General features: G+C 57.4%; 19 protein-coding genes. 6 read left to right on the top strand and 13 right to left on the bottom strand.

The window, feature by feature from the left end; all coding sequences use genetic code 11:
- The first annotated feature begins 10 nt into the window (after window positions 1–10).
- The 4 genes from Q0932_RS05750 (at window position 11) to gluQRS (ending at window position 3,977) form a co-directional block, all read left to right on the top strand.
- On the top strand, window positions 11–808 hold the full coding sequence (locus Q0932_RS05750; RefSeq protein ID WP_299350449.1) for an enoyl-CoA hydratase: 798 nt from the start codon (window positions 11–13) through the stop codon (window positions 806–808).
- Between the two features lie 335 nt (window positions 809–1,143).
- The gene (gene trmFO, locus Q0932_RS05745) at window positions 1,144–2,487 is read left to right on the top strand and encodes a methylenetetrahydrofolate--tRNA-(uracil(54)-C(5))-methyltransferase (FADH(2)-oxidizing) TrmFO (RefSeq protein ID WP_299350447.1); all 1,344 of its coding nucleotides are present in this window, start codon (window positions 1,144–1,146) and stop codon (window positions 2,485–2,487) included.
- A gap of 36 nt (window positions 2,488–2,523) precedes the next feature.
- Window positions 2,524–3,138, top strand: coding sequence for a methyltransferase domain-containing protein (locus tag Q0932_RS05740; protein ID WP_299350445.1), 615 nt, complete (start codon window positions 2,524–2,526; stop codon window positions 3,136–3,138).
- A complete protein-coding gene (gene gluQRS, locus Q0932_RS05735; protein ID WP_299350443.1) occupies window positions 3,138–3,977 on the top strand; it encodes a tRNA glutamyl-Q(34) synthetase GluQRS in 840 nt (279 codons plus the stop codon). The genes Q0932_RS05740 and gluQRS overlap by 1 nt, the downstream gene beginning before the upstream one ends.
- Before the next feature lie 59 nt (window positions 3,978–4,036).
- On the opposite strand, the gene hisI is transcribed toward gluQRS, so the two are convergent.
- Window positions 4,037–4,396 (bottom strand): phosphoribosyl-AMP cyclohydrolase, encoded by a 360-nt coding sequence (gene hisI, locus Q0932_RS05730; protein ID WP_299350441.1) that lies wholly within the window; start codon window positions 4,394–4,396, stop codon window positions 4,037–4,039.
- A gap of 67 nt (window positions 4,397–4,463) precedes the next feature.
- Here hisI and Q0932_RS05725 point away from each other — a divergent pair, with 67 nt between their 5' ends.
- Window positions 4,464–4,916, top strand: coding sequence for an iron-sulfur cluster assembly scaffold protein (locus Q0932_RS05725; protein WP_299350439.1), 453 nt, complete (start codon window positions 4,464–4,466; stop codon window positions 4,914–4,916).
- Window positions 4,917–5,126: 210 nt separating this feature from the next.
- On the opposite strand, the gene Q0932_RS05720 is transcribed toward Q0932_RS05725, so the two are convergent.
- The 5 genes from Q0932_RS05720 to Q0932_RS05700 all read right to left on the bottom strand — a co-directional run bounded on the left by Q0932_RS05720 (window position 5,127) and on the right by Q0932_RS05700 (window position 10,882).
- Window positions 5,127–5,249 carry a hypothetical protein gene (locus tag Q0932_RS05720; protein ID WP_299350437.1) on the bottom strand — a complete coding sequence of 41 codons (123 nt, stop codon included), beginning with the start codon at window positions 5,247–5,249 and terminating at the stop codon, window positions 5,127–5,129.
- 110 nt (window positions 5,250–5,359) lie between these two features.
- On the bottom strand, window positions 5,360–7,450 hold the full coding sequence (gene recG / locus Q0932_RS05715) for an ATP-dependent DNA helicase RecG (protein ID WP_299350436.1): 2,091 nt from the start codon (window positions 7,448–7,450) through the stop codon (window positions 5,360–5,362).
- Window positions 7,447–9,699: an NAD-dependent DNA ligase LigA gene (ligA, locus tag Q0932_RS05710; protein WP_299350644.1), complete on the bottom strand. Its 2,253-nt coding sequence runs from the start codon at window positions 9,697–9,699 to the stop codon at window positions 7,447–7,449. The genes recG and ligA overlap by 4 nt, the downstream gene beginning before the upstream one ends.
- A gap of 90 nt (window positions 9,700–9,789) precedes the next feature.
- The gene (gene ctrA / locus Q0932_RS05705; RefSeq protein ID WP_299350434.1) at window positions 9,790–10,509 is read right to left on the bottom strand and encodes a response regulator transcription factor CtrA; all 720 of its coding nucleotides are present in this window, start codon (window positions 10,507–10,509) and stop codon (window positions 9,790–9,792) included.
- 94 nt (window positions 10,510–10,603) lie between these two features.
- A complete protein-coding gene (locus Q0932_RS05700; RefSeq protein WP_299350433.1) occupies window positions 10,604–10,882 on the bottom strand; it encodes a DUF1153 domain-containing protein in 279 nt (92 codons plus the stop codon).
- 120 nt (window positions 10,883–11,002) lie between these two features.
- On the opposite strand from Q0932_RS05700, the gene mnmA reads away from it, so the two are divergent.
- Window positions 11,003–12,148, top strand: a complete 1,146-nt coding sequence (mnmA, locus tag Q0932_RS05695) for a tRNA 2-thiouridine(34) synthase MnmA (RefSeq protein ID WP_299350431.1) — start codon at window positions 11,003–11,005, stop codon at window positions 12,146–12,148.
- Window positions 12,149–12,150: 2 nt separating this feature from the next.
- On the opposite strand, the gene Q0932_RS05690 is transcribed toward mnmA, so the two are convergent.
- The 7 genes from Q0932_RS05690 to bamA form a co-directional block, all read right to left on the bottom strand.
- The gene (locus Q0932_RS05690; protein WP_299350429.1) at window positions 12,151–12,729 is read right to left on the bottom strand and encodes a hypothetical protein; all 579 of its coding nucleotides are present in this window, start codon (window positions 12,727–12,729) and stop codon (window positions 12,151–12,153) included.
- A 6-nt stretch (window positions 12,730–12,735) separates the two neighbouring features.
- Window positions 12,736–13,893 carry a lipid-A-disaccharide synthase gene (lpxB, locus tag Q0932_RS05685; protein ID WP_299350428.1) on the bottom strand — a complete coding sequence of 386 codons (1,158 nt, stop codon included), beginning with the start codon at window positions 13,891–13,893 and terminating at the stop codon, window positions 12,736–12,738.
- A complete protein-coding gene (lpxI, locus tag Q0932_RS05680; protein ID WP_299350426.1) occupies window positions 13,893–14,696 on the bottom strand; it encodes a UDP-2,3-diacylglucosamine diphosphatase LpxI in 804 nt (267 codons plus the stop codon). Before lpxI ends, lpxB begins: the two co-directional genes overlap by 1 nt.
- Before the next feature lie 8 nt (window positions 14,697–14,704).
- Window positions 14,705–15,502, bottom strand: coding sequence for an acyl-ACP--UDP-N-acetylglucosamine O-acyltransferase (gene lpxA / locus Q0932_RS05675; protein ID WP_299350425.1), 798 nt, complete (start codon window positions 15,500–15,502; stop codon window positions 14,705–14,707).
- Between the two features lie 5 nt (window positions 15,503–15,507).
- Window positions 15,508–15,972 (bottom strand): 3-hydroxyacyl-ACP dehydratase FabZ, encoded by a 465-nt coding sequence (fabZ, locus tag Q0932_RS05670; protein WP_299350423.1) that lies wholly within the window; start codon window positions 15,970–15,972, stop codon window positions 15,508–15,510.
- 79 nt (window positions 15,973–16,051) lie between these two features.
- On the bottom strand, window positions 16,052–16,612 hold the full coding sequence (locus tag Q0932_RS05665; RefSeq protein ID WP_299350421.1) for an OmpH family outer membrane protein: 561 nt from the start codon (window positions 16,610–16,612) through the stop codon (window positions 16,052–16,054).
- Window positions 16,613–16,629: 17 nt separating this feature from the next.
- Complete coding sequence (gene bamA / locus Q0932_RS05660) at window positions 16,630–18,990, bottom strand: outer membrane protein assembly factor BamA (RefSeq protein ID WP_366141389.1); 2,361 nt, start codon at window positions 18,988–18,990, stop codon at window positions 16,630–16,632.
- Window positions 18,991–19,049 lie beyond the last annotated feature (59 nt).

Raw genomic sequence — 19,049 nt, 5'->3', positions numbered from 1 at the left:
CGCAAAGCACATGGAGAGCAAGATGGCAATTCTGGAACGCCGCGACGTTAATTCGGTCGCCTATCTGCATATGAATGCACCTGAACGGTTGAATGCCCTGTCAGACGAAATGCTGGCCGCACTGCAAATTGAGTTTGACGCCCTCAAGACCGATACCTCTGCGCGCGCCGTGGTCTTGTCTGGAGAAGGCAAGGCGTTTTGCGCAGGCCATGACTTGAAACAGATGACCGCAGGCCGTCAGGCAGAAGATGGCGGCAAGGCCTATTTCAAGGACCTGTTTGACCGCTGCGCCCGGATGATGCTGACCGTGCAGTCCCTGCCCCAACCGGTCATTGCTCAGGTGCATGGCATCGCCACCGCTGCCGGATGCCAGTTGGTGGCGACTTGTGACATGGCGGTCGCTGCCGAAGGCACGCGGTTTGGCGTGAACGGCGTTAACATCGGCCTGTTCTGCTCAACCCCTATGGTCGCCCTCAGCCGCAACATTCAGCGCAAAAAAGCGTTTGAAATGCTGACCACCGGCAGTTTCATTCCCGCCGATGAGGCCGAAGCCTTGGGACTGATCAATCATGTCGTGCCGCAGGATCAATTGGCGGCGAAGTCCACAGAACTTGCAGAAACCGTCGCGCGCAAACTGGGTGCGGCCGTTAAGATCGGCAAACAGGCCTTCTATCAACAAGCCACGATGACCACGGCCGAGGCCTATGCCTATACCGGAGATGTCATGGTGGAAAACATGCTCTACCGCGACACCGAAGAAGGCATCAGCGCCTTTCTGGAGAAACGTGACCCCGACTGGACGCAATAAACGTTTCCTTAAGCGCAACGGTGTTTTTCCTTATTTCCCGGTTATTTAACCCAACGGAATCGGGCATTCTGACGGCTTATCGGCTGTCCGCGTTGCCCTATTGGGTTGCGTAGATCGCGCCGAAATGGGGGACCACCCCACAAGATCGGTCCCCCGCATATCAACGCTATGCACCCCGTTTGCCCGATGGGTTGCGGATCGGCGCGGCGGGCCTCTGGGACGAACTGCTTACCTCTCTCCAATTGGATCCCGCCGCGACGTTTCTTTCGGGCACAGAGCCCAAGCTCTTTCAGACCCCCTTTTCAAAACAGGTTGTCTGCCCTATGTGGCGAGCCATGACCCAAGAATTACATATCGTCGGCGGCGGCATGGCAGGCTCAGAAGCCGCATGGCAAGCGGCCCATATGGGCGTGAACGTGGTGATCCACGAGATGCGCCCAAAGGTGGAAACATTTGCCCATCGCACCGGCAATCTGGCCGAGATGGTCTGTTCAAACTCGTTCCGCTCGGATGACGACGAACAAAATGCTGTGGGCTTGTTACATTGGGAGATGCGCGCTGCCAACGGGTTGATCATGGCGATGGCCGACAAGCACCGCTTGCCCGCTGGTGGCGCCTTGGCCGTCGACCGTGACCCTTTTTCCGAAAGTGTAACAGCCGAACTGACCGCATTGCCCAACGTGCGCGTCGACTATGGTGAAATCACCGAACTGCCCACTGAGGGCCATTGGATATTCGCTACGGGCCCGCTAACCTCAGCAGGGTTAGGCGCTGCTATTCAGGCCGAAACTGGCGCTGACCGGCTGGCGTTCTTTGATGCCATCGCCCCGATTGTCTATGCAGACACGATCAATATGGACGTGGCCTGGCTGCAATCTCGCTATGACAAGGGCGAGACTGAGGCAGAGCAAAAGGCCTATCTCAATTGTCCGATGAACCGCGACCAATACGAGGCGTTCATTGACGCGCTCTTGGCCGCCGACAAAACCGAGTTTCACGAAGGCGAAACCGCCACCTATTTTGATGGCTGCTTGCCGATCGAAGTGATGGCGGAACGTGGCCGTGAAACTTTGCGGTTTGGGCCGATGAAACCCGTTGGGCTGACCAACGCCAATGACCCCGAAAACAAGCCCTATGCCGTGGTGCAGCTGCGCCGTGATAACGCTTTAGGAACGCTTTATAACATCGTGGGTTTCCAGACAAAAATGAAGTACGGTGCGCAGGCCGAAGTGTTCAAAACCATCCCCGGTCTTGAAGACGCCTCTTTTGCCCGGCTAGGCGGCATTCACCGCAATACGTTTATCAACTCCCCTTCGCTTCTGGATGATCAGATGCGTCTGAAGTCTCGCCCCAACATCCGTTTTGCCGGGCAGGTCACTGGGGTTGAGGGTTATGTCGAAAGTGCCGCAATGGGGTTGCTGGCCGGACGTCTGGCTGCTGCGGAGATCCTTGGTCAAAAACTGGACACCGCCCCTCAGAACACGGCGATGGGCGCTTTGGTCCATCACATCACCGGAGGCGCCGAGGCCAAAACGTTCCAGCCAATGAATGTAAATTTTGGCCTGTTCCAGCCGGTGGAAGGCCTGAAAGGTGGGCGGCGTGGCCGCAAAGATCGCTACAAAGCCTACACGGATCGCGCCAAGGCGGACTGGCAGGGCTGGCTGGCGGCACAAAGCTGACTGGACGCAGCGCGGCGAAAACGGTTTAGTCAGTGCATGAGCAAATCGTTTCTCGAAGACATCTATGATCGCGACAACGTCCCGGACGTGACAGCACTTTATGATGAATGGGCCGCCACCTACGAGGCAGAAATCTTGGAAAACGGCTATGCCACACCGCGTCGCTGCGCCGAAGCCTTGGCGCGCGTGGCACCGGACCTGTCCCAACCGGTATTGGATTTTGGCTGTGGAACAGGTCTGTCCGGCATTGCCCTGCGTTTGGCCGGATTTGAGACGCTGGATGGTCGGGATCTTTCAGCCGAAATGCTGGCCAAAGCCCGGTCCAAAGGTATTTACCGCGACCTCAAGCACGTCAGCGCCGAGACCGGAACCGATGGGATCAAGGAACGCTATTCCTTGATCGCGGCCATTGGCGTCATCGGGGTCGGGGCCGGACCGCCCTCGTTGGTCCAAGGCTTGCTAAAAGCGCTGCCAAAGGGCGGTCTGCTGGTGTTCTCTTACAACGATCACGTGATACAGGACGGCGACTATGCCGAGGCACGCGACGCGGCACTTAACAGCGGCCTCGCGATTGAACGGTTGCGAGAGTTTGGACCGCATTTGCCCGGCCAAGGGTTAAACTCCGACGTCTATGTATATGAAAAAACGTAATGTTCCGTACACGATTTGCCCCATCCCCAACTGGTCCCCTGCACCTGGGTCACGCCTATTCTGCGCTCTTGGCGCAAGACATGGCGCGGGATCAAGGAGGTGAGTTCCTCTTGCGAATCGATGATTTGGACCAATCCCGCGCGCGCATGCAATGGGAAGAGCAAATCTATGACGACCTGACTTGGTTGGGCATCACGTGGGACGGGCCCGCTCGGCGCCAATCTGAACACTTCGACGGCTACGCCAAGACGTTGGACTTACTGCGCGACCAAGGTCTCACGTTCGAATGCGGCTGCACCAGACGAGACATCGAGGCCGCAGCCAATGCCCCGCAAGAAGGTGCGCCTCTGTTCGGCCCAGATGGACGCATTTACCCCGGAACCTGCCGAAGTCAGGGACTGCAATACAGTCAAAGCACCTGCACGCGCTTGGACATGGCCAAGGCCTGCACCATTGGCTTGCCTGCCAGATTTGATGAGTCCGGACCTGCCAACAACGGTGCGCATGCTCTGGACGCCCAAACGATGATCGACAACATCGGTGACGTTGTGCTGGCCCGGCGCAACATGGCGGCGTCCTATCATCTCTCGGTCGTTCTGGACGATGCCGCAACAGGGGTCACGCATGTGATCCGAGGAGAGGACCTGTTCGAGGCCACGCCGATCCACATTCTTTTGCAAAACGTGCTTAGGCTGCCGCGCCCGCAGTATCATCACCACGCCCTGATCCGTGACGACGCTGGAAAACGACTTGCCAAACGCGACGATGCCCGTGCCATCGCAAAATACCGCGCCGAAGGCGCAACGCCGCAAGACATCCGGCGCATGGTTGGGCTCTGAACCCTTGACTTCGTATTGCCTGAAGTACTCGCGCCGCGGGCCCGGCCAAACAGGGCCGATCAGATCATTGGCGCCATCAGTTCGACTTCTTCGCCGTCTTTAACAGCTGAGTAAAAACAGCTGCGGCGGTTGGTGTGACAGGCAGGTCCGGTTTGACGTACTTTCACAAGCAAGCTATCACGGTCGCAATCAAAGCGAAATTCGACCAATTCCTGTACATGACCCGAGCTTTCGCCTTTGACCCAAAACGCCTGTCGCGACCGGCTCCAATAGGTCACGCGACGAGAGTCCAGCGTTCGCATCACGGCCTCGGCGTTCATCCAGGCCATCATCAGCACATCGCCGCTTTCTGCGTCTTGGGCAATGGCAGGTATCAGGCCGGCCTCATTGAATTTTAGTGTCGCAGCATCAAATCCCATGTCGTCAAACCCTTTGCATATCGGATCGCCTCCTCTATCTAGAAAACAGACGACAAAGGAAACAGCCATGTCCGGCGAAAATGACCTGATCAAACTCTATTCGGGGCGCATTCTGGCGCTGGCGGCTGAAATTCCGCATACGGACCGGCTGGCAGCGCCTGACGCGACGGTCAAAAAACGCTCACCTCTGTGCGGATCGACCGTGACCGTGGACATCACATTGCATGACGGGCGCATCACCGAATTTGCGCAAGACGTCAAAGCCTGTGCCCTGGGTCAGGCCTCGGCCTCGGTTGTGGGGGCCAATGTGATCGGCCGCAGCCGCGACGAGATCGAAACCGCACGCGACGCGCTCAAGCGCATGTTGAAAGAAGACGGACCAACGCCGCCTGCGCCGTTTGACGGATTGGAAGTGCTGCGCCCGGCGCGGGACTACAAGAACCGCCACGCGTCGATCCTGTTGGCAGTAGAAGCGACGCTGGAAGCAATGGATCAGGCCGCTCAGGCCAACTGCGCCTGAATTCCCGCACCCCCACGAAAAAAAACCGCCGCACTTCCATAGGGAAGGCGGCGGAGGTTTGGTGCGTTCTTGTGTAGGACCCGGGGCCTTCGATTAGAGGGTTTGAGGCAGAACCCTAAGTCGGACTTGGGACAGGCAGTGTCAGTCTCGATGCATCAAAGTTGGGACAGGATGCGGTGAAGGAACCGGCACAAGAACGCTGGCAGAAATTCAGGCAATCCCCGGCACATGCAGGGCAACAAGCATCATCACGACCAGCACGAGAACACCCACAGAATCCTGAATCAACGTGGCACGGGAATTGCGGATCACGGTTTTGATCTGGGTCATCATGGGGCGGCTCCTGCTCGGATATTGCTTTTGTTGCCTCTTTGTTCTCATATCCTTAACGACCTGTAAAGAACTTTTTGAGAACATTTGCGAACAAAAAGAGCCTGACGGGACTAACCTACTGAAATCAAACGGATCGCCTGATCCTGTTCCATCAGCCACAAGAGAACACGCGCCGCCTGACCTCGGGGGCTGGTCAGGTCGGGATCATCATTCAACAATTTCCGTGCATCACTTTGGGCCACGGCCATCAAAGCCGCCTGTGCCTCCATATCCGCAATTCGGAACCTTGGCACTCCTGATTGCGCTGTTCCGATCAAATCACCAGCGCCGCGCATTTGCAGATCAACTTCGGCGATGCGAAAGCCATCTGTACTCTCACGCAATGTGGTCAGACGCTTTTGTCCGCCTTCGCTGAGAGGTGACTTGTACATCAACAAACAAGTCGATGCCTCGGATCCACGCCCCACCCGCCCGCGCAGTTGGTGCAATTGAGCAAGCCCAAAGATCTCTGCCCGTTCAATCACCATGATCGAGGCGTTTGGCACATCCACCCCAACCTCAATCACGGTTGTAGCCACCAGAACGCTGGTCTTACCGGCCACGAAACGTTCCATTGCCGCGTCTTTCTCGGCCGGCGGCATTTGGCCGTGCACCAATCCAACTACTTCATCCCCTAATGCAGCCCGAAGGTGTTTAAACCGTTCTTCGGCGGCGGCCAGATCCAGGCTCTCACTTTCGTCCACCAGCGGGCAGACCCAATAGGCCTGTTTGCCTTCACTCACAGCCTTGCGCAGGTGTTCGACCACCTCATCCATACGCGACGTGGTCACCATCGCTGTGGTGATCGGCTGTCGCCCGGGTGGTTTTTCATCCAGCACTGAGACATCCATATCACCGTACTGGGCCAGCGCGAGGCTGCGCGGGATCGGCGTGGCGGTCATCACCAGAACATCCGCCCCAGCGCCCTTTTTGCCCAGCTCCAACCGCTGGCGCACGCCAAACCGGTGTTGCTCATCAACGATGGCCAGTCGCAAATCGGCAAAGTGCACGTCGTCCTGAAACACCGCGTGGGTTCCGACAAGAATGTGGATGTCGCCACGCGCCAGAGCGGCCAGCTTGGCTTTGCGTTCCTTGCCCTTGTCCCGTCCTGTCAGAATTCCCAGAACCACGCCTGCGCTTTCGGCCAAGGGGCGCAGGCCCTGTAGATGCTGACGCGCCAAAATTTCGGTTGGGGCCATCATCACCCCCTGCCCGCTGGCCTCCACCGCCACCAAGAGCGCCATAAAGGCCACAAGCGTTTTGCCAGCACCCACGTCGCCCTGAAGCAAACGGTTCATGCGCAGCGGCGCTGCCATATCGCGGGTGATATCCTCGATCGCACGGCCTTGCGCCCCGGTGGGCGTATATGGCAACTGACCCAGTACCCGGCTTTGCAGCTTGCCCGTGCCTTCGCTGATTATCCCCTTGGCGCGTTGCAATTTCGCCCGTGCCAGGGCCAGCGTCATCTGATGGGCAAAAAACTCATCATAGGCCAATCGCTCGCGGGCCGGTGTGGTTGCGGACAGGTCTTTCAGCGATTGCGGGTTGTGCGCGGCCAGAACTGCCGCCCTCCAATCGGGCCATTTCGACTGAGATTTCTGCGTCGGATCAATCCATTCGTCCAGATCAGGGCTGCGGGCCACGGCCGATTGGGCCGCCTTGGACATGGTTTTGAGCGTCACACCCGAGGTCAGCGCATAGACCGGTTCAAAAGCGGGAATATCACCAGCCTCGTCCAGCGGTAACACGTGATCCGGGTGCACCATCTGCGCGACCCCATCGAACAGCTCAACCTTGCCAGAGACTATGCGCCGCTCTCCTTGAGGCAGCAGCCGTTGCAGGTAATCCCCACGCGCGTGAAAGAACACCAGCTGGAATGCCGTGCGGCTGTCTTCGACCGTTATACGATAGGCGCCCCCACGATTGCGCGCCGGGCGGTGCGCGCAGATCAACACCTCAACTGTCACCACGTCGGGGGCGTCGACGTCCAAAACCGAGTCTCGTTTCTGCCGGTCAACGCCGGAATACGGCAGTGAAAACACAAGGTCGCGCGGTTTTTCAACATCAATCTGAGCCAGATGCTGTGCGGTTTTGGGCCCAACCCCGTCAAGCGTGGTCAGGTCCGCAAAGAGCGGGAAAAGTTGCTCAGGTCGGCCCGTCATAGCCCCTCTATCAGGTCCAGCCAGGCCTGTTCATCAATGGTTTCCACGCCCAGATCCGCAGCTTTCTTGGCTTTTGACCCTGCCCCCGGGCCCGCGACCAGAATGTCTGTTTTGCCAGAGACCGACCCTGAAACCTTGGCCCCAAGACTTTCGGCGCGTGCCTTGGCCTCGGCGCGGGTCATCTGTTCGAGCGTTCCGGTAAAGACCACAGTTTTTCCGGCGACCGGGCTTTCGCTGGCGGGTGCGTCGGGAGGGATCACCGTCAAATGAGACACAAGGCGATCAATGGCCGCGCGCTCAACAGGGTTGGCCATGGCATCGGACAGGGATTGCCCAACCGTGCTTCCAATCCCGTCAATTCCAATAAGGTCATCCCATGCGGCACGGGACTCCGCGGCCACATCAAGGGACAACTCTGCCCGGTCGCGGCTATCTTTGATCCGGGCGCGACGGCCTTCGGCGTTTGCGGCCACGCGTTCCTTTGCCTCTGCCTCATCTGCAGCCCGGTTCGCGAGTGCGGCCGGACGCGCGAGATCCAAGGCTGCCACCAAGGCGTCCCATTCGCTGTAATGCAAGGCGAGATCCTTGGCAGCGACTTCACCCACATGACGAATACCAAGTGAAAACAACAGACGTGCAAAGGGGATACGGCGCTTATCGTCAATCGCGGCAAAGAGGTTGGCGGCACTCTGTTCGCCCCAGCCATGTCGGTTCTTGAGCCGGGTCAGCGTCTCGGAATCTCGAGCCTCCAACGTGAAAATGTCCGATGGTTCGCGGATTGGCAGAGTCTCGTCGTCGTAAAACATCTCAATCTGTTTGGCGCCCAGTCCCTCGATGTCAAAGGTCTTGCGACCCACGAAATGCCTTAACTTTTCCACGGCCTGAGCCGGGCAAATCAAACCACCGGTACAGCGGCGCACCGCGTCGCCTTCTTCGCGCACAGCAACCGAGTCGCATTCAGGACACAGCGTCGGGAACGCAAATGGTTCACTGTCATCGGGTCGCTTAGACAGGTCGACGTCGGCCACTTTCGGGATCACGTCACCGGCGCGGTAAACCTGCACCCAATCCCCGATACGAATATCTTTGCCGCCGCGGATTTCGGCGCCTTTGCTGTCGCGTCCTTCAATATAGTCTTCGTTGTGTAGGGTGGCGTTGGAGACCACGACGCCGCCCACTGTCACCGGCGTCAATCGCGCGACCGGTGACAAGGCTCCAGTGCGGCCAACTTGAATGTCGATCGCTTCCAGGCGTGTCCAGGCCAGTTCGGCGGGGAATTTATGCGCCACTGCCCAGCGGGGGGTCGTGGCACGAAATCCGAGCCGCGATTGCAGGTCCAGACGGTCCACTTTGTAAACGACGCCGTCAATATCATAGCCCAGAGTTGCCCTGCGCTGTTCGATCATGCGGTAATGCGCGATCATTGCTTCGGGTCCGTCGCAAAGCGCGGTCAAATCATTGGTGACAAACCCAAATTTTTTCAGTCGCTGAATCGCCTCCATCTGCGTTTCTGCTAGGGGGGCGCTCAGTTCACCCCAAGCATAAGCAAAGAAACGCAAAGGGCGCAACCGGGTGATCGCCGCGTCCAGCTGCCGGAGAGATCCGGCGGCGGCGTTGCGAGGGTTGGCAAAGCGGGTGTTCAGCCGTTTGCCTTCGGCGGCACGTACCGCATTTTCAGCTTCGATCCGGGCGTTCAGCGCATCAAAATCCGCGTGGCTCATATAGACTTCACCGCGCACTTCCAGAACGTCTGGTGCACCCGTGACGTGCTGGGGAACATCGGCAATCGTGCGCGCATTTTCGGTGACATTTTCGCCAACAGCACCATCCCCGCGCGTCGCGGCCTGAACCAAATGCCCGTTCTCATAGCGCAATGACAGGCTAAGCCCGTCTATCTTAGGCTCAGCCGTATAGGCCAACGCGCCGGTCTCTAGCCCCAGGTACTTGCGAATGCGATCATCAAAATCCTGCACGTCGCTGTCTTCAAACGCATTGCCCAAAGACAGCATCGCAACGGCATGGGTAACCTTGCCAAAGCCTTCGGAAGGTGCGGCGCCCACCTGATCTGACGGACTGTCACTGCGTTTGAGATTGGGAAACGCGGCCTCAATCGCGGCGTTGCGGCGTTTCAGGCGGTCATATTCGGCATCAGACAAGTCCGGCGCATCGGCGCCGTGATAGGCCGTGTTCGCCTCAGACAGACTCTCGGCCAGACGAGCAAGCTCGTCACGCGCCTGCTGTTCGGTCAATTTGAAAATGTCGATCTCGGCACTCACCGCTGCGCTCCCCGTCACTTTTGACTAGTGATAGGCGGCGGCAGCGGTCAGGTCCAGACTCAGTCAGGCCCGAAGTGCCAAACGTTCCTGATCTTCCAGCTCACCGGTCTGCGGGTCGCGCAGCACATAACCCCGCCCCCACACGGTTTCGATTTGGTTATCACCGCCCGTGGCTTCGCTGAGTTTCTTGCGCAGCTTACAGATAAATACATCGATAATTTTCAGCTCTGGTTCATCCATGCCGCCATAAAGGTGGTTCAGGAACATCTCTTTGGTCAGCGTCGCGCCTTTCCGCAGCGAAAGCAGCTCAAGCATCTGGTACTCTTTGCCGGTCAAATGCACAGGTTTGCCCTGAACGTCGACCGTCTTTGCATCAAGATTCACGGCGATTTCACCCGTTCGGATAATAGATTGCGAATGCCCCTTGGAACGTCGAATGATGGCGTGAACGCGCGCCACCAGTTCTTCGCGGTGGAATGGTTTGGTCAAGTAATCATCAGCGCCAAAACCAAATCCCTTAATCTTGCTTTCCGTGTCGTCCGCCCCTGAGAGGATCAGGATTGGCGTTTCAATCCGTGCCAACCGCAGTTGGCGCAGAACCTCATGCCCTGTCATATCGGGCAACCCAAGATCCAAAAGGATCAGATCGTAATCATAGAGTTTTGCCAGATCGACCCCTTCTTCACCAAGATCGGTGGCATAAACCTTCAAGTTCGCATGAGTGAGCATCATTTCGATGCTTTTCGATGTGGCAGGGTCATCCTCGACCAGCAAGACACGCATAACAAGGTCCTCATAACAAGTTCGGTTCGCCGTTAACCATGTCGAACAAAGGTTAACCGCCGGTTACTGTTATAGGGAAACTTATATATGCAATCTAAGGTTGTCTATACTTTTGCACGTTGGTGGCTTTCAGTGCCTCAATTCCATGCTGAGCGACTGCGCTGACCCATTCCTGAAACTCTTCCTCGCTTAGGCCATAGCGCTTAAGAGCATCACTTTGTGAAATCAGCCCGTAGAGCACCCCTCGCACCACCGCAGTTTTGCGCGATGCAACCCAGCGGCGTGTGTTCACTGGTGGCAAATCGGCCAATGTCATCACTTGCCCATCCGCTGTCGTTACCGTTCTTGGCCCTTCAACTTTTTTCAAAAACATACCCAAACCCTCACTTTGAGCACATGCTCGCGCATCAGGCTTAACGAGGCGTGAAACCACCCCTTGAGAGTAGTTAGGATTTTCCTATATTCTTGACGACTTCTGGTTGGAGCGACTCACATGGCGCTGGATAGCGACACAAAACTGAACTCATTGGGCTTTGCCAAACCACCCTCGGAAACCCGCGTGGTGGTGGCGATGTCAGGCGGCGTGGATTCGTCCGTTGTCGCGGCAAAGCTGGCGGATGAGGGCTATGACGTGGTTGGCGTCACGCTCCAACTGTACGATCACGGTGCAGCGCTTGCCAAAAAGGGCGCCTGCTGCGCGGGCATCGACATCCACGACGCCCGCCGCGTGGCCGAGGAAAAGGGCTTTCCGCACTATGTCCTGGATTACGAAAACATCTTTCAGGACGCGGTGGTCGATGAATTTGCCGACAGCTATCTTGCCGGCGCGACTCCGGTGCCGTGTATCCGGTGCAACGAGCGCGTGAAATTCAAAGATCTTCTGGAAACCGCCAAGGATCTGGACGCCGATTGTATGGCCACGGGTCACTATATTCAGCGTATGGTTGGTGCGGGTGGGGCCGAACTTCATTCGGCAGAAGACGCGCAGCGCGACCAAAGCTACTTTTTGTTTTCAACAACGCCGGAACAGCTGGAATACCTGCGCTTTCCGCTGGGCCATCTGCCGAACAAGGACGCGACGCGTGCTCTGGCCGCCGAGTATGGCCTGGCCGTGGCCGACAAGCCCGACAGTCAGGACATCTGTTTTGTGCCCAATGGTGACTATGCGTCGGTGATTGAAAAACTGCGTCCCGGCGCAGCAGAACCCGGTGACATTGTTGACCCGGACCGCAAGGTTCTGGGACAGCATGGGGGCGTCCTTCATTACACCATCGGGCAGCGGCGCGGCCTTGGTATCGGAGGTCTTTCAGAGCCTCTCTATGTGGTGAAACTGGACGTTGACGCCAAGCAAGTGGTTGTCGGACCGAAAGAGATGCTCTCGACCCGCATTATCCCTGTGCGCGAGATCAACTGGCTGGGCGATGAGCCCTTTGACAGTCGCGCGGAATGGCATGTGGCGGTTAAGGTCCGCTCTACCCGCCCACCACGCGAAGCGATTATCCGTCCAACGGGGCCGGATACGGCCGAAGTTGAACTGCTGACCCCCGAAGAAGGCGTGTCACCGGGTCAGGCTTGCGTGTTCTATGACACCGAGAGCAGCCGCATCTTTGGCGGCGGCTGGATTTGGCGCGGGTATTAAGATCAGACAGCGTCGGTGGCTGTGTTGGACAGCACATAGAGTCCCACGGCGATCATCGCATAGGGGCCTAACCGCTCGAGCCGTGCCAACAGGTGCTGGCTTTTGTGTACCGAGGCCGAGAGCGCCAAAGCCAGCGTACCAAGCCCGACCAATGCCATGCCAGCTCCGATCAGAACCGAGATCCGGTAGCCTGGAAGCGTGTCAGCCAAGAGTGGAGCAAAAACTGCAAGGCTGTCAGTGGAAAGCCCAAGGAACAACACCAGATACGCGAGGATCGTCCCTTTGGACCGAGGCGCCGGAACGCTACCTTCGGACGCCTTCCATTGGCCCCAAAGACCCCAAAGCCCCAAGGCCAGTGGGATCACGCCCAGATATCCCGTCCACGACGAAAAGGTGATCTCGGCCCCTTCGGCAAAGCCAGCGGCGATGGCAAGCACGATGAGCTGCGCCCCAAGAAATCCGGCCAAGGCCGACGTGCGACCCTTGGTCAGCAAGAGCGGCACCAGCACAGCCAAATTGTCGAGATTGGTCGCCAGAAGCGTCACTCCGCCCGAGGCAGCCAGACCAATTTGCACCCACATGTCGTCTTAGCCTTCCAGCCCTTCCAAGACCGCGCGCGCGGCACGCAATCCGGGATTTGCCTGACCTTTGCCCAGCGACTCCATCGTCAACGCCATCGCGCTGCGCTGTGGGCCGGGATTGTCGAGAACTTCCAACAAGGCAGGCGCAATCGCCTCTGGCTGAAACGCCGGGCCGAGGAATTCTGGCACTGCCCGCGTGTCGGTCACCAGATTGACCAGCGTGACCGTGTCGATCAGCGCCATGCGGCTCATGATCTGCCAACTCATCCAATTCATATCATAGGCGATGACCATGGGCGTGTCGCTGGCAGCCAGTTCCAAAGACACCGTGCCCGACGCCGCCAACGCAACGTCGCCCGCCCGAAACGCTGCCCGTTTTCGGGCCAGTGCGGCCTCTTCCGACAGGCCAGCCGGATCAAGAATTACCGGCGGATGCGGCCAAGTTGCTGTCAGCTCTTTCACCAGCCCAGCGACCGGCCCCGCTGCGGGCAACACAACCTGCAATTCGGGTTTGACCTGTTTCATTCGCGCGACCACCTCGCCAAAGGCTGGTGTCAGCCGCGAGACCTCGGCACGGCGAGATCCGGGCAAGGCGATCAACAAGGGCGCGTCACCAATGCCATGGTCTGCACGAAAGGCTGTGACCTCGGCGTCGCTGGCCACAGGTTCGTTGACCACCGGATGCCCGACAAAGTCACAGCGCATGCCCGCGGCCTCCATAAAGGGCGGCTCAAACGGTAAGAGGGCAAGCACCTGATCCACACCACGTGACATTTTTTGCGCCCGTTTCGGACGCCATGCCCAGACCGAGGGCGCCACGTAGTGCACGGTGCGGAGGCTACTGGCCTTTTTTACCTCGCGCGCGACCCGCAGGCAGAAATCTGGGCTGTCGATGGTGACCAAGACGTCCGGCTTTTGCTCCAGAACCGCATCCGCCGTCTGGTGCATCCGCTTCAAGAGATGGCGGTACTTGGGCAGCACCTCGGCAATGCCCATGACGCTCAGCTCGTCCATCGGGAACAGGCTGGACAGGCCTTGCGCCGTCATCAACGGGCCGCCAACACCAGAAAACGTCACCTCAGGACACAGGGTTTTAAGCCCCTCCATCAAGGCTGCGCCCAACCTGTCGCCCGACAATTCGCCTGCGATCAGGAAGACGTGCATCAGAGCACCCGGCCCATGAGAAACAGACCGGTCTCTTCCAGGGCCTGACGCGTGGCATCGTGATTGACGATCAGAACCTTACCGGCAGATGTCACAATTCCGGCAAGCCCTGCAGCCGCCGCGTTGTGAACCGTGTCTGGCCCGACCACGGGCATGTCGACGCGCAGGTCCTGTCCACGCTTTGGGGCTTTGACCAACACGCCGCCAGGTCCACGGCGCAAATGCGCGGGCGTTTCGGCAACAAAGCGCAAAAGCGCGTCAGTGCCTTGCAGGGTTTCGATCCCCAGACACAGCCCTTTGGACACCACAGTGCCCTGCCCCACATCCAGCGGTGACAGGGCCAAAAGGATATCTGCCGCCCGGCTGGCATCGGACATGTGGTCAGCGGTCGGCTCGGGGCCCGCAAATACCCCGTCGGGCACAGTCATGCCGGGCAACAACTCATGCGCGCCAACGACGATGAACCCCTGCTCTTCAAAGACGGCGATGATCAGGCGCAAAATGGCGTCATCCCCACCTTGCATCGCGGCCATCAGGCGCGGCGCAAGCTGCATCATGAACGGATCAAGTTGGCCCGGATCCAAAGCAGGGCGCGCCATGGCGCCCGCCAGAACAACACGGCTGACACCGCGCGCCTTTAGATCGTCAAACAGGCTGGAGAGCTTTTCAAAGCGATGCTCGGCAACAGGCGCCTCCATCGCGTTCTCGACCCCGTGAAACACCACGCGCACAGCGTCGGGATGCGCTGCGGCCAGCATGACGGGCAAAGCCCCATCACCCGAGAGAATGGCCAGATCCTGCATCGTTTTCTTTACCCCGGTGTCAGGTAGGAACGGTCGGTTTCGCCCAATACAAAATCAACGATTTCCTGCACGTATTCGCTGTCGAACTCTTCGCCCATGCGACGGGTGCGCTCCTGAAAGGCCCCCTCGCCCTGCGCCATCATCTGGAACGCAGCCCGCAAGGCGGTGATGTCCTCGCGGCTTACACCCCGGCGTTTCAATCCAACGAGGTTCAGGCCGTCCAGTTTTCCCCTTGGGCCCTGAACCAATCCATGTGGGATCACGTCGTTGGTAACCATCGACAGAGCCCCGACAATGGCGCCTTTGCCGATCCGCACCCATTGGTGAATTCCTGAAAGGCCACCGATTATGACATCGTCTTCGATCACACAGTGTCCGGCAACGGCGACCGAGTTCACGATCACAACCCGATTGCCCACATGCGCATCGTGGGCGATGTGGCAGCCCGCCATGTAAAGCCCGTCGTCCCCAATTCTGGTCACAGCACCCCCACCTTGGGTGCCGGTGTTCATGGTTACATGCTCACGGATGCGGTTGCGTTTGCCAATCTCAAGCCGGGTCTCTTCGCCCTTGAACTTGAGGTCCTGTGGAATTTCGCCAATGACGGAAAAGGGAAAGATCTCGGTCTCTTCGCCGATCCGTGTACCACCGCTGACCACCACGTGGGATTTGAGCACGACTCCGCGCTCGAGCACAACACGAGGCCCGACTACACAGAACGGCCCAACGACGACATCCGCGCTGATTTGTGCACCGTCCTCTATGACCGCGCTAGGGTGAATCTGCGCCTGTGGAGAAATGGCCATGCGCGTTACTCCTTGGGGAGGTCCATCATCGCCGTGAACTCGCATTCGCATGCCATTTCACCATCGACAGTCGCCACGCCAGAAAACTTCCAAACTTTGCCACCCGGTTTTCCACGCATCGTTTCAAGGCGCATTTCCAACACATCTCCCGGCACTACCATGCGACGGAACTTACACTTGTCGATCGACATGAAATAGACAAGCAACTCTTTGTCTTCCATGCCCATTGCAACCCCCACCATTACGGCAGCAGTCTGGGCCATCGCTTCGGCAATGGTGACGCCTGGCATGATTGGTTTGCCTGGGAAGTGCCCCTGAAAATGTGGTTCGTTCATGGTGACGTTCTTGATGCCGGTCGCCGACTTGTAGCCATCGATATCAATCACTTTGTCCACCAATAGGAACGGATAACGATGCGGAATAATCCGTTGGATCAAGCCAATATCAGCGTTTTGCAAAGTGTCGGACATTAGGGTCTCCCGGTGGATCGTGAACGTTCAGTTTGTACCTAGCCCTAGCAATCCATGCCGGGATGAGCAAGCACGCAGCCTATTGGTCGCCCGCGTCTCGGCTGCCGTCGCCAATTGCTCGGTTCAATCGCTCAATGGCTTGCTCGGTAATATCGACCGCATCAGTCGATACAAGTATGGTCCGGCGCTCAATAATCATACCTGCCCCAGCCTCGCGCATCAGTTCAATCAAGATCGGCCGCGCCGCCTGAATGAACACCGCTTGCTGACGGTCCCGCATTTCAGTGATGGCCCGACCCTTGGCATCCTGTTCGCGTCGAATATCTTGCACACGCGCATCAAAGGCATCAGCAATAGCCTGAAAATCCTCAGATGACATGTCTTTGCGTAAATCTGTGAGACGCTTTTCTTCGGTGGTCAATTCAGATTCGATGCGCCGGTTTTCTGCAAGCAACACCGACTGCTCGGCCTCTATATCCCGGGCGACCCGCTGACCAAAGTCAGACTCTGAAAACAGCCGTTCTGAATCAACCGCTAGGATCGGGCTTTGCGGTAACGCTCCTGACTGGGATTGTGACTGACTTAATGCTGGTGACGCAAAAGCCACCAGCAAAATGGCGATGCGAAGAAACCCTTTCAAACACATCGCCACAGCAATCAGAATTCAGCAGAGATCGTAAAGTCGAAATTGCGTTCCTCATCAAACTCTTCTTTTTGAAGCGCCTTAGTGAAGTTGAAACGCAAAGGACCAATAACCGTATCCCAGAAGAGCGAAAATCCGATCACGTGCCGCAAACTCATATCTTCGTAAAGAATTGTGCCGACACCGGACGTCCCGCCGTCCAGACCCCAAACAGTGCCGACGTCATAAAACAAACCACCATTTATCCCAAGTTCTGTCGGCAATCCCAAGGGGAATTCCGCCTCAAAACGGGCAACGGCGTAATAAGTGCCGCCTAAGGGATCATTCTGCAAAGTGCCACCGTCATATTCGCGTGGGCCGACGCCAAACGGTTCAAAACCACGAAGTTGGCGCGAGCTTAGGAAGAAGCGGTCAGTCGAGCGGCTGTCATTGTTGGGCGAGTACAAGGCCCCACCCTCAAATGTGGCACGCAGTGTAACTTCTTCCTGAAGAACTTTGGTTTCGGCAGACACCAATGCGGTCGTTGAGATGAACTCATAATCGCCGCCCAAGCCGCCAAAATCCTGCGAGAACTGCAATCGCACACCGCTATTGGGGTCTAGGCCAACACCACGTGTATCGTAACTGTAGGTGTACCCAACCGAGCTCTGCCAGACGCTGCCAACAGCGGCTTCCTGATCAATGACCGAACCGGGGATCGATGACACTGAATCCAGTTTCATCTTATTGTTCTTTCCGGTGTATCGCAGTCCCAACCGGCCGTACTCGCTAACCGGGAACTGCAGAGACGGGCGGAATTCGCCAACTGTATTGGTCCAACGCACCTGATCGGGCTCTCGATCTACGTAACGCAAAGCGAATCCGGCGCGAAGATCACGCCCCAAGAACGACGGCTCGTAGAAGGAGAAACGATAGTCGTTTTCCTCAGCAGCAGTTGAAAAGCCAAGACCAAGGGATTGTCCCCGCCCAAGGAAGTTCCGCTCGTCAAAGGAGACAACCAAACCGATCCCAAAGTCAGTCGAATACGTACCACCAAATTTCAGTGATCCGGTCGGTTTCTCGACAACGTCGACGTCGACAACAACCTGATCAGGCGTGGACCCTTCGCGGGCATTGACCTCGGCTGTTTCGAAGAAATTCAGGGCTCGGATGCGTTCGGCACTTTCGCGGATTTCCCGTGGATTAAACGGATCACCTTCCGCAATCCGGAACTGATTGCGGATCACCTTGTCCAGCGTTGCAGTGTTGCCCTCGACGTCAATCCGTTCAACAAAAATTCGTGGTCCGCGAACAAGCGCAAATTCGACGTCAAGCGTTAGCTCCCGCTCATTTCGCGTAATGATCGGGTCAACACGAACAAAGTCCTGCCCCTGCCGCAGCGCCAGTTTTTCAAGCCGTGTAATTGAACTTTCAACAAGCAATGGCGAGTAAACCACACCAGGTTTGATTTTCAGTTCGTCTAAATACTTGGCCGCGTCAATTGAATCAATTTCGCTGCGGACGGTGATTTCACCAAAGCTAAACTGCTGACCTTCCTGAACGTTGAACGTCAAGAAATACCCATCACGTTCGCGAGACAGTTCTGCGTTAACACCCGTCGTGCGGAAATCGACATAACCTCGCGACAGATAGAAGTCACGAAGGACCTGTTTGTCGAACTCAATGCGATCAGCAACAAACGTATCTTGACGGATGACAGCCCTCAAAAGCCCAGCTTGTTTAGAATCGACGATCCGGCGCAATCTGCGATCAGAATAGGCTTGGTTGCCGACAAAACTAATGCGCTCAACTTCAGTTGTATCGCCCTCGAAAACTTCGAAAACCAGGTCAGCCCGGTTGTCACTGCGCCGGATGATGCGTGGTGTCACCCGCGCCGCAAGTCGACCAGCCTGAGCATAGGCTTCGGCGATGGTCGCCGCATCTCGTTCGGCGACGGTGGGGTTCAAAACTTGGCGCGGCTTTGACTCTAGAAACGGTTCCAGAGCGTCATCCTTGAGGCGCGCGTTACCCTCGATACTGATCCGGTTGATAGTGGGGTATTCTACGACTTTGATGGTCAGTTGATTACCACGCGGTGTCAGTTCAACCGTTTCAAAAAGGCCACTCTCCAAAACCCGCTGGTAGGCGGCATTTAGTTGGCCTGCGCTAACCGTTTGTCCGGTATCGATTCCTGCATAGGTGCGGATCGCAGTGGATTCGATCCTCTGGTTTCCTTCAACCTTGATGGAATTGAACGTGTATTGCTGCGCAGCGGCCAGGCTCGGCAACACAACCAAAGCCGCTGAAATTAAAAAGAAAATTGCAATAATAAAGCGCCGCATTCCGGTCTCGTCGCGGACCGCTGCTTGCGTCACTGCCCTCTTATGGTTGCTCATACCCCAGATCCTGTGTGACATCCCTGTTGAGATGTGACTAACGAGTCTGAGCTGAGTTG

Source organism: uncultured Shimia sp., from assembly GCF_947498095.1.
In the GTDB taxonomy this organism is placed as follows: domain Bacteria; phylum Pseudomonadota; class Alphaproteobacteria; order Rhodobacterales; family Rhodobacteraceae; genus Shimia.
The sequence above is the reverse complement of the archived record's forward strand: the minus strand, read 5'-3'. Positions and strand labels throughout refer to the sequence as shown.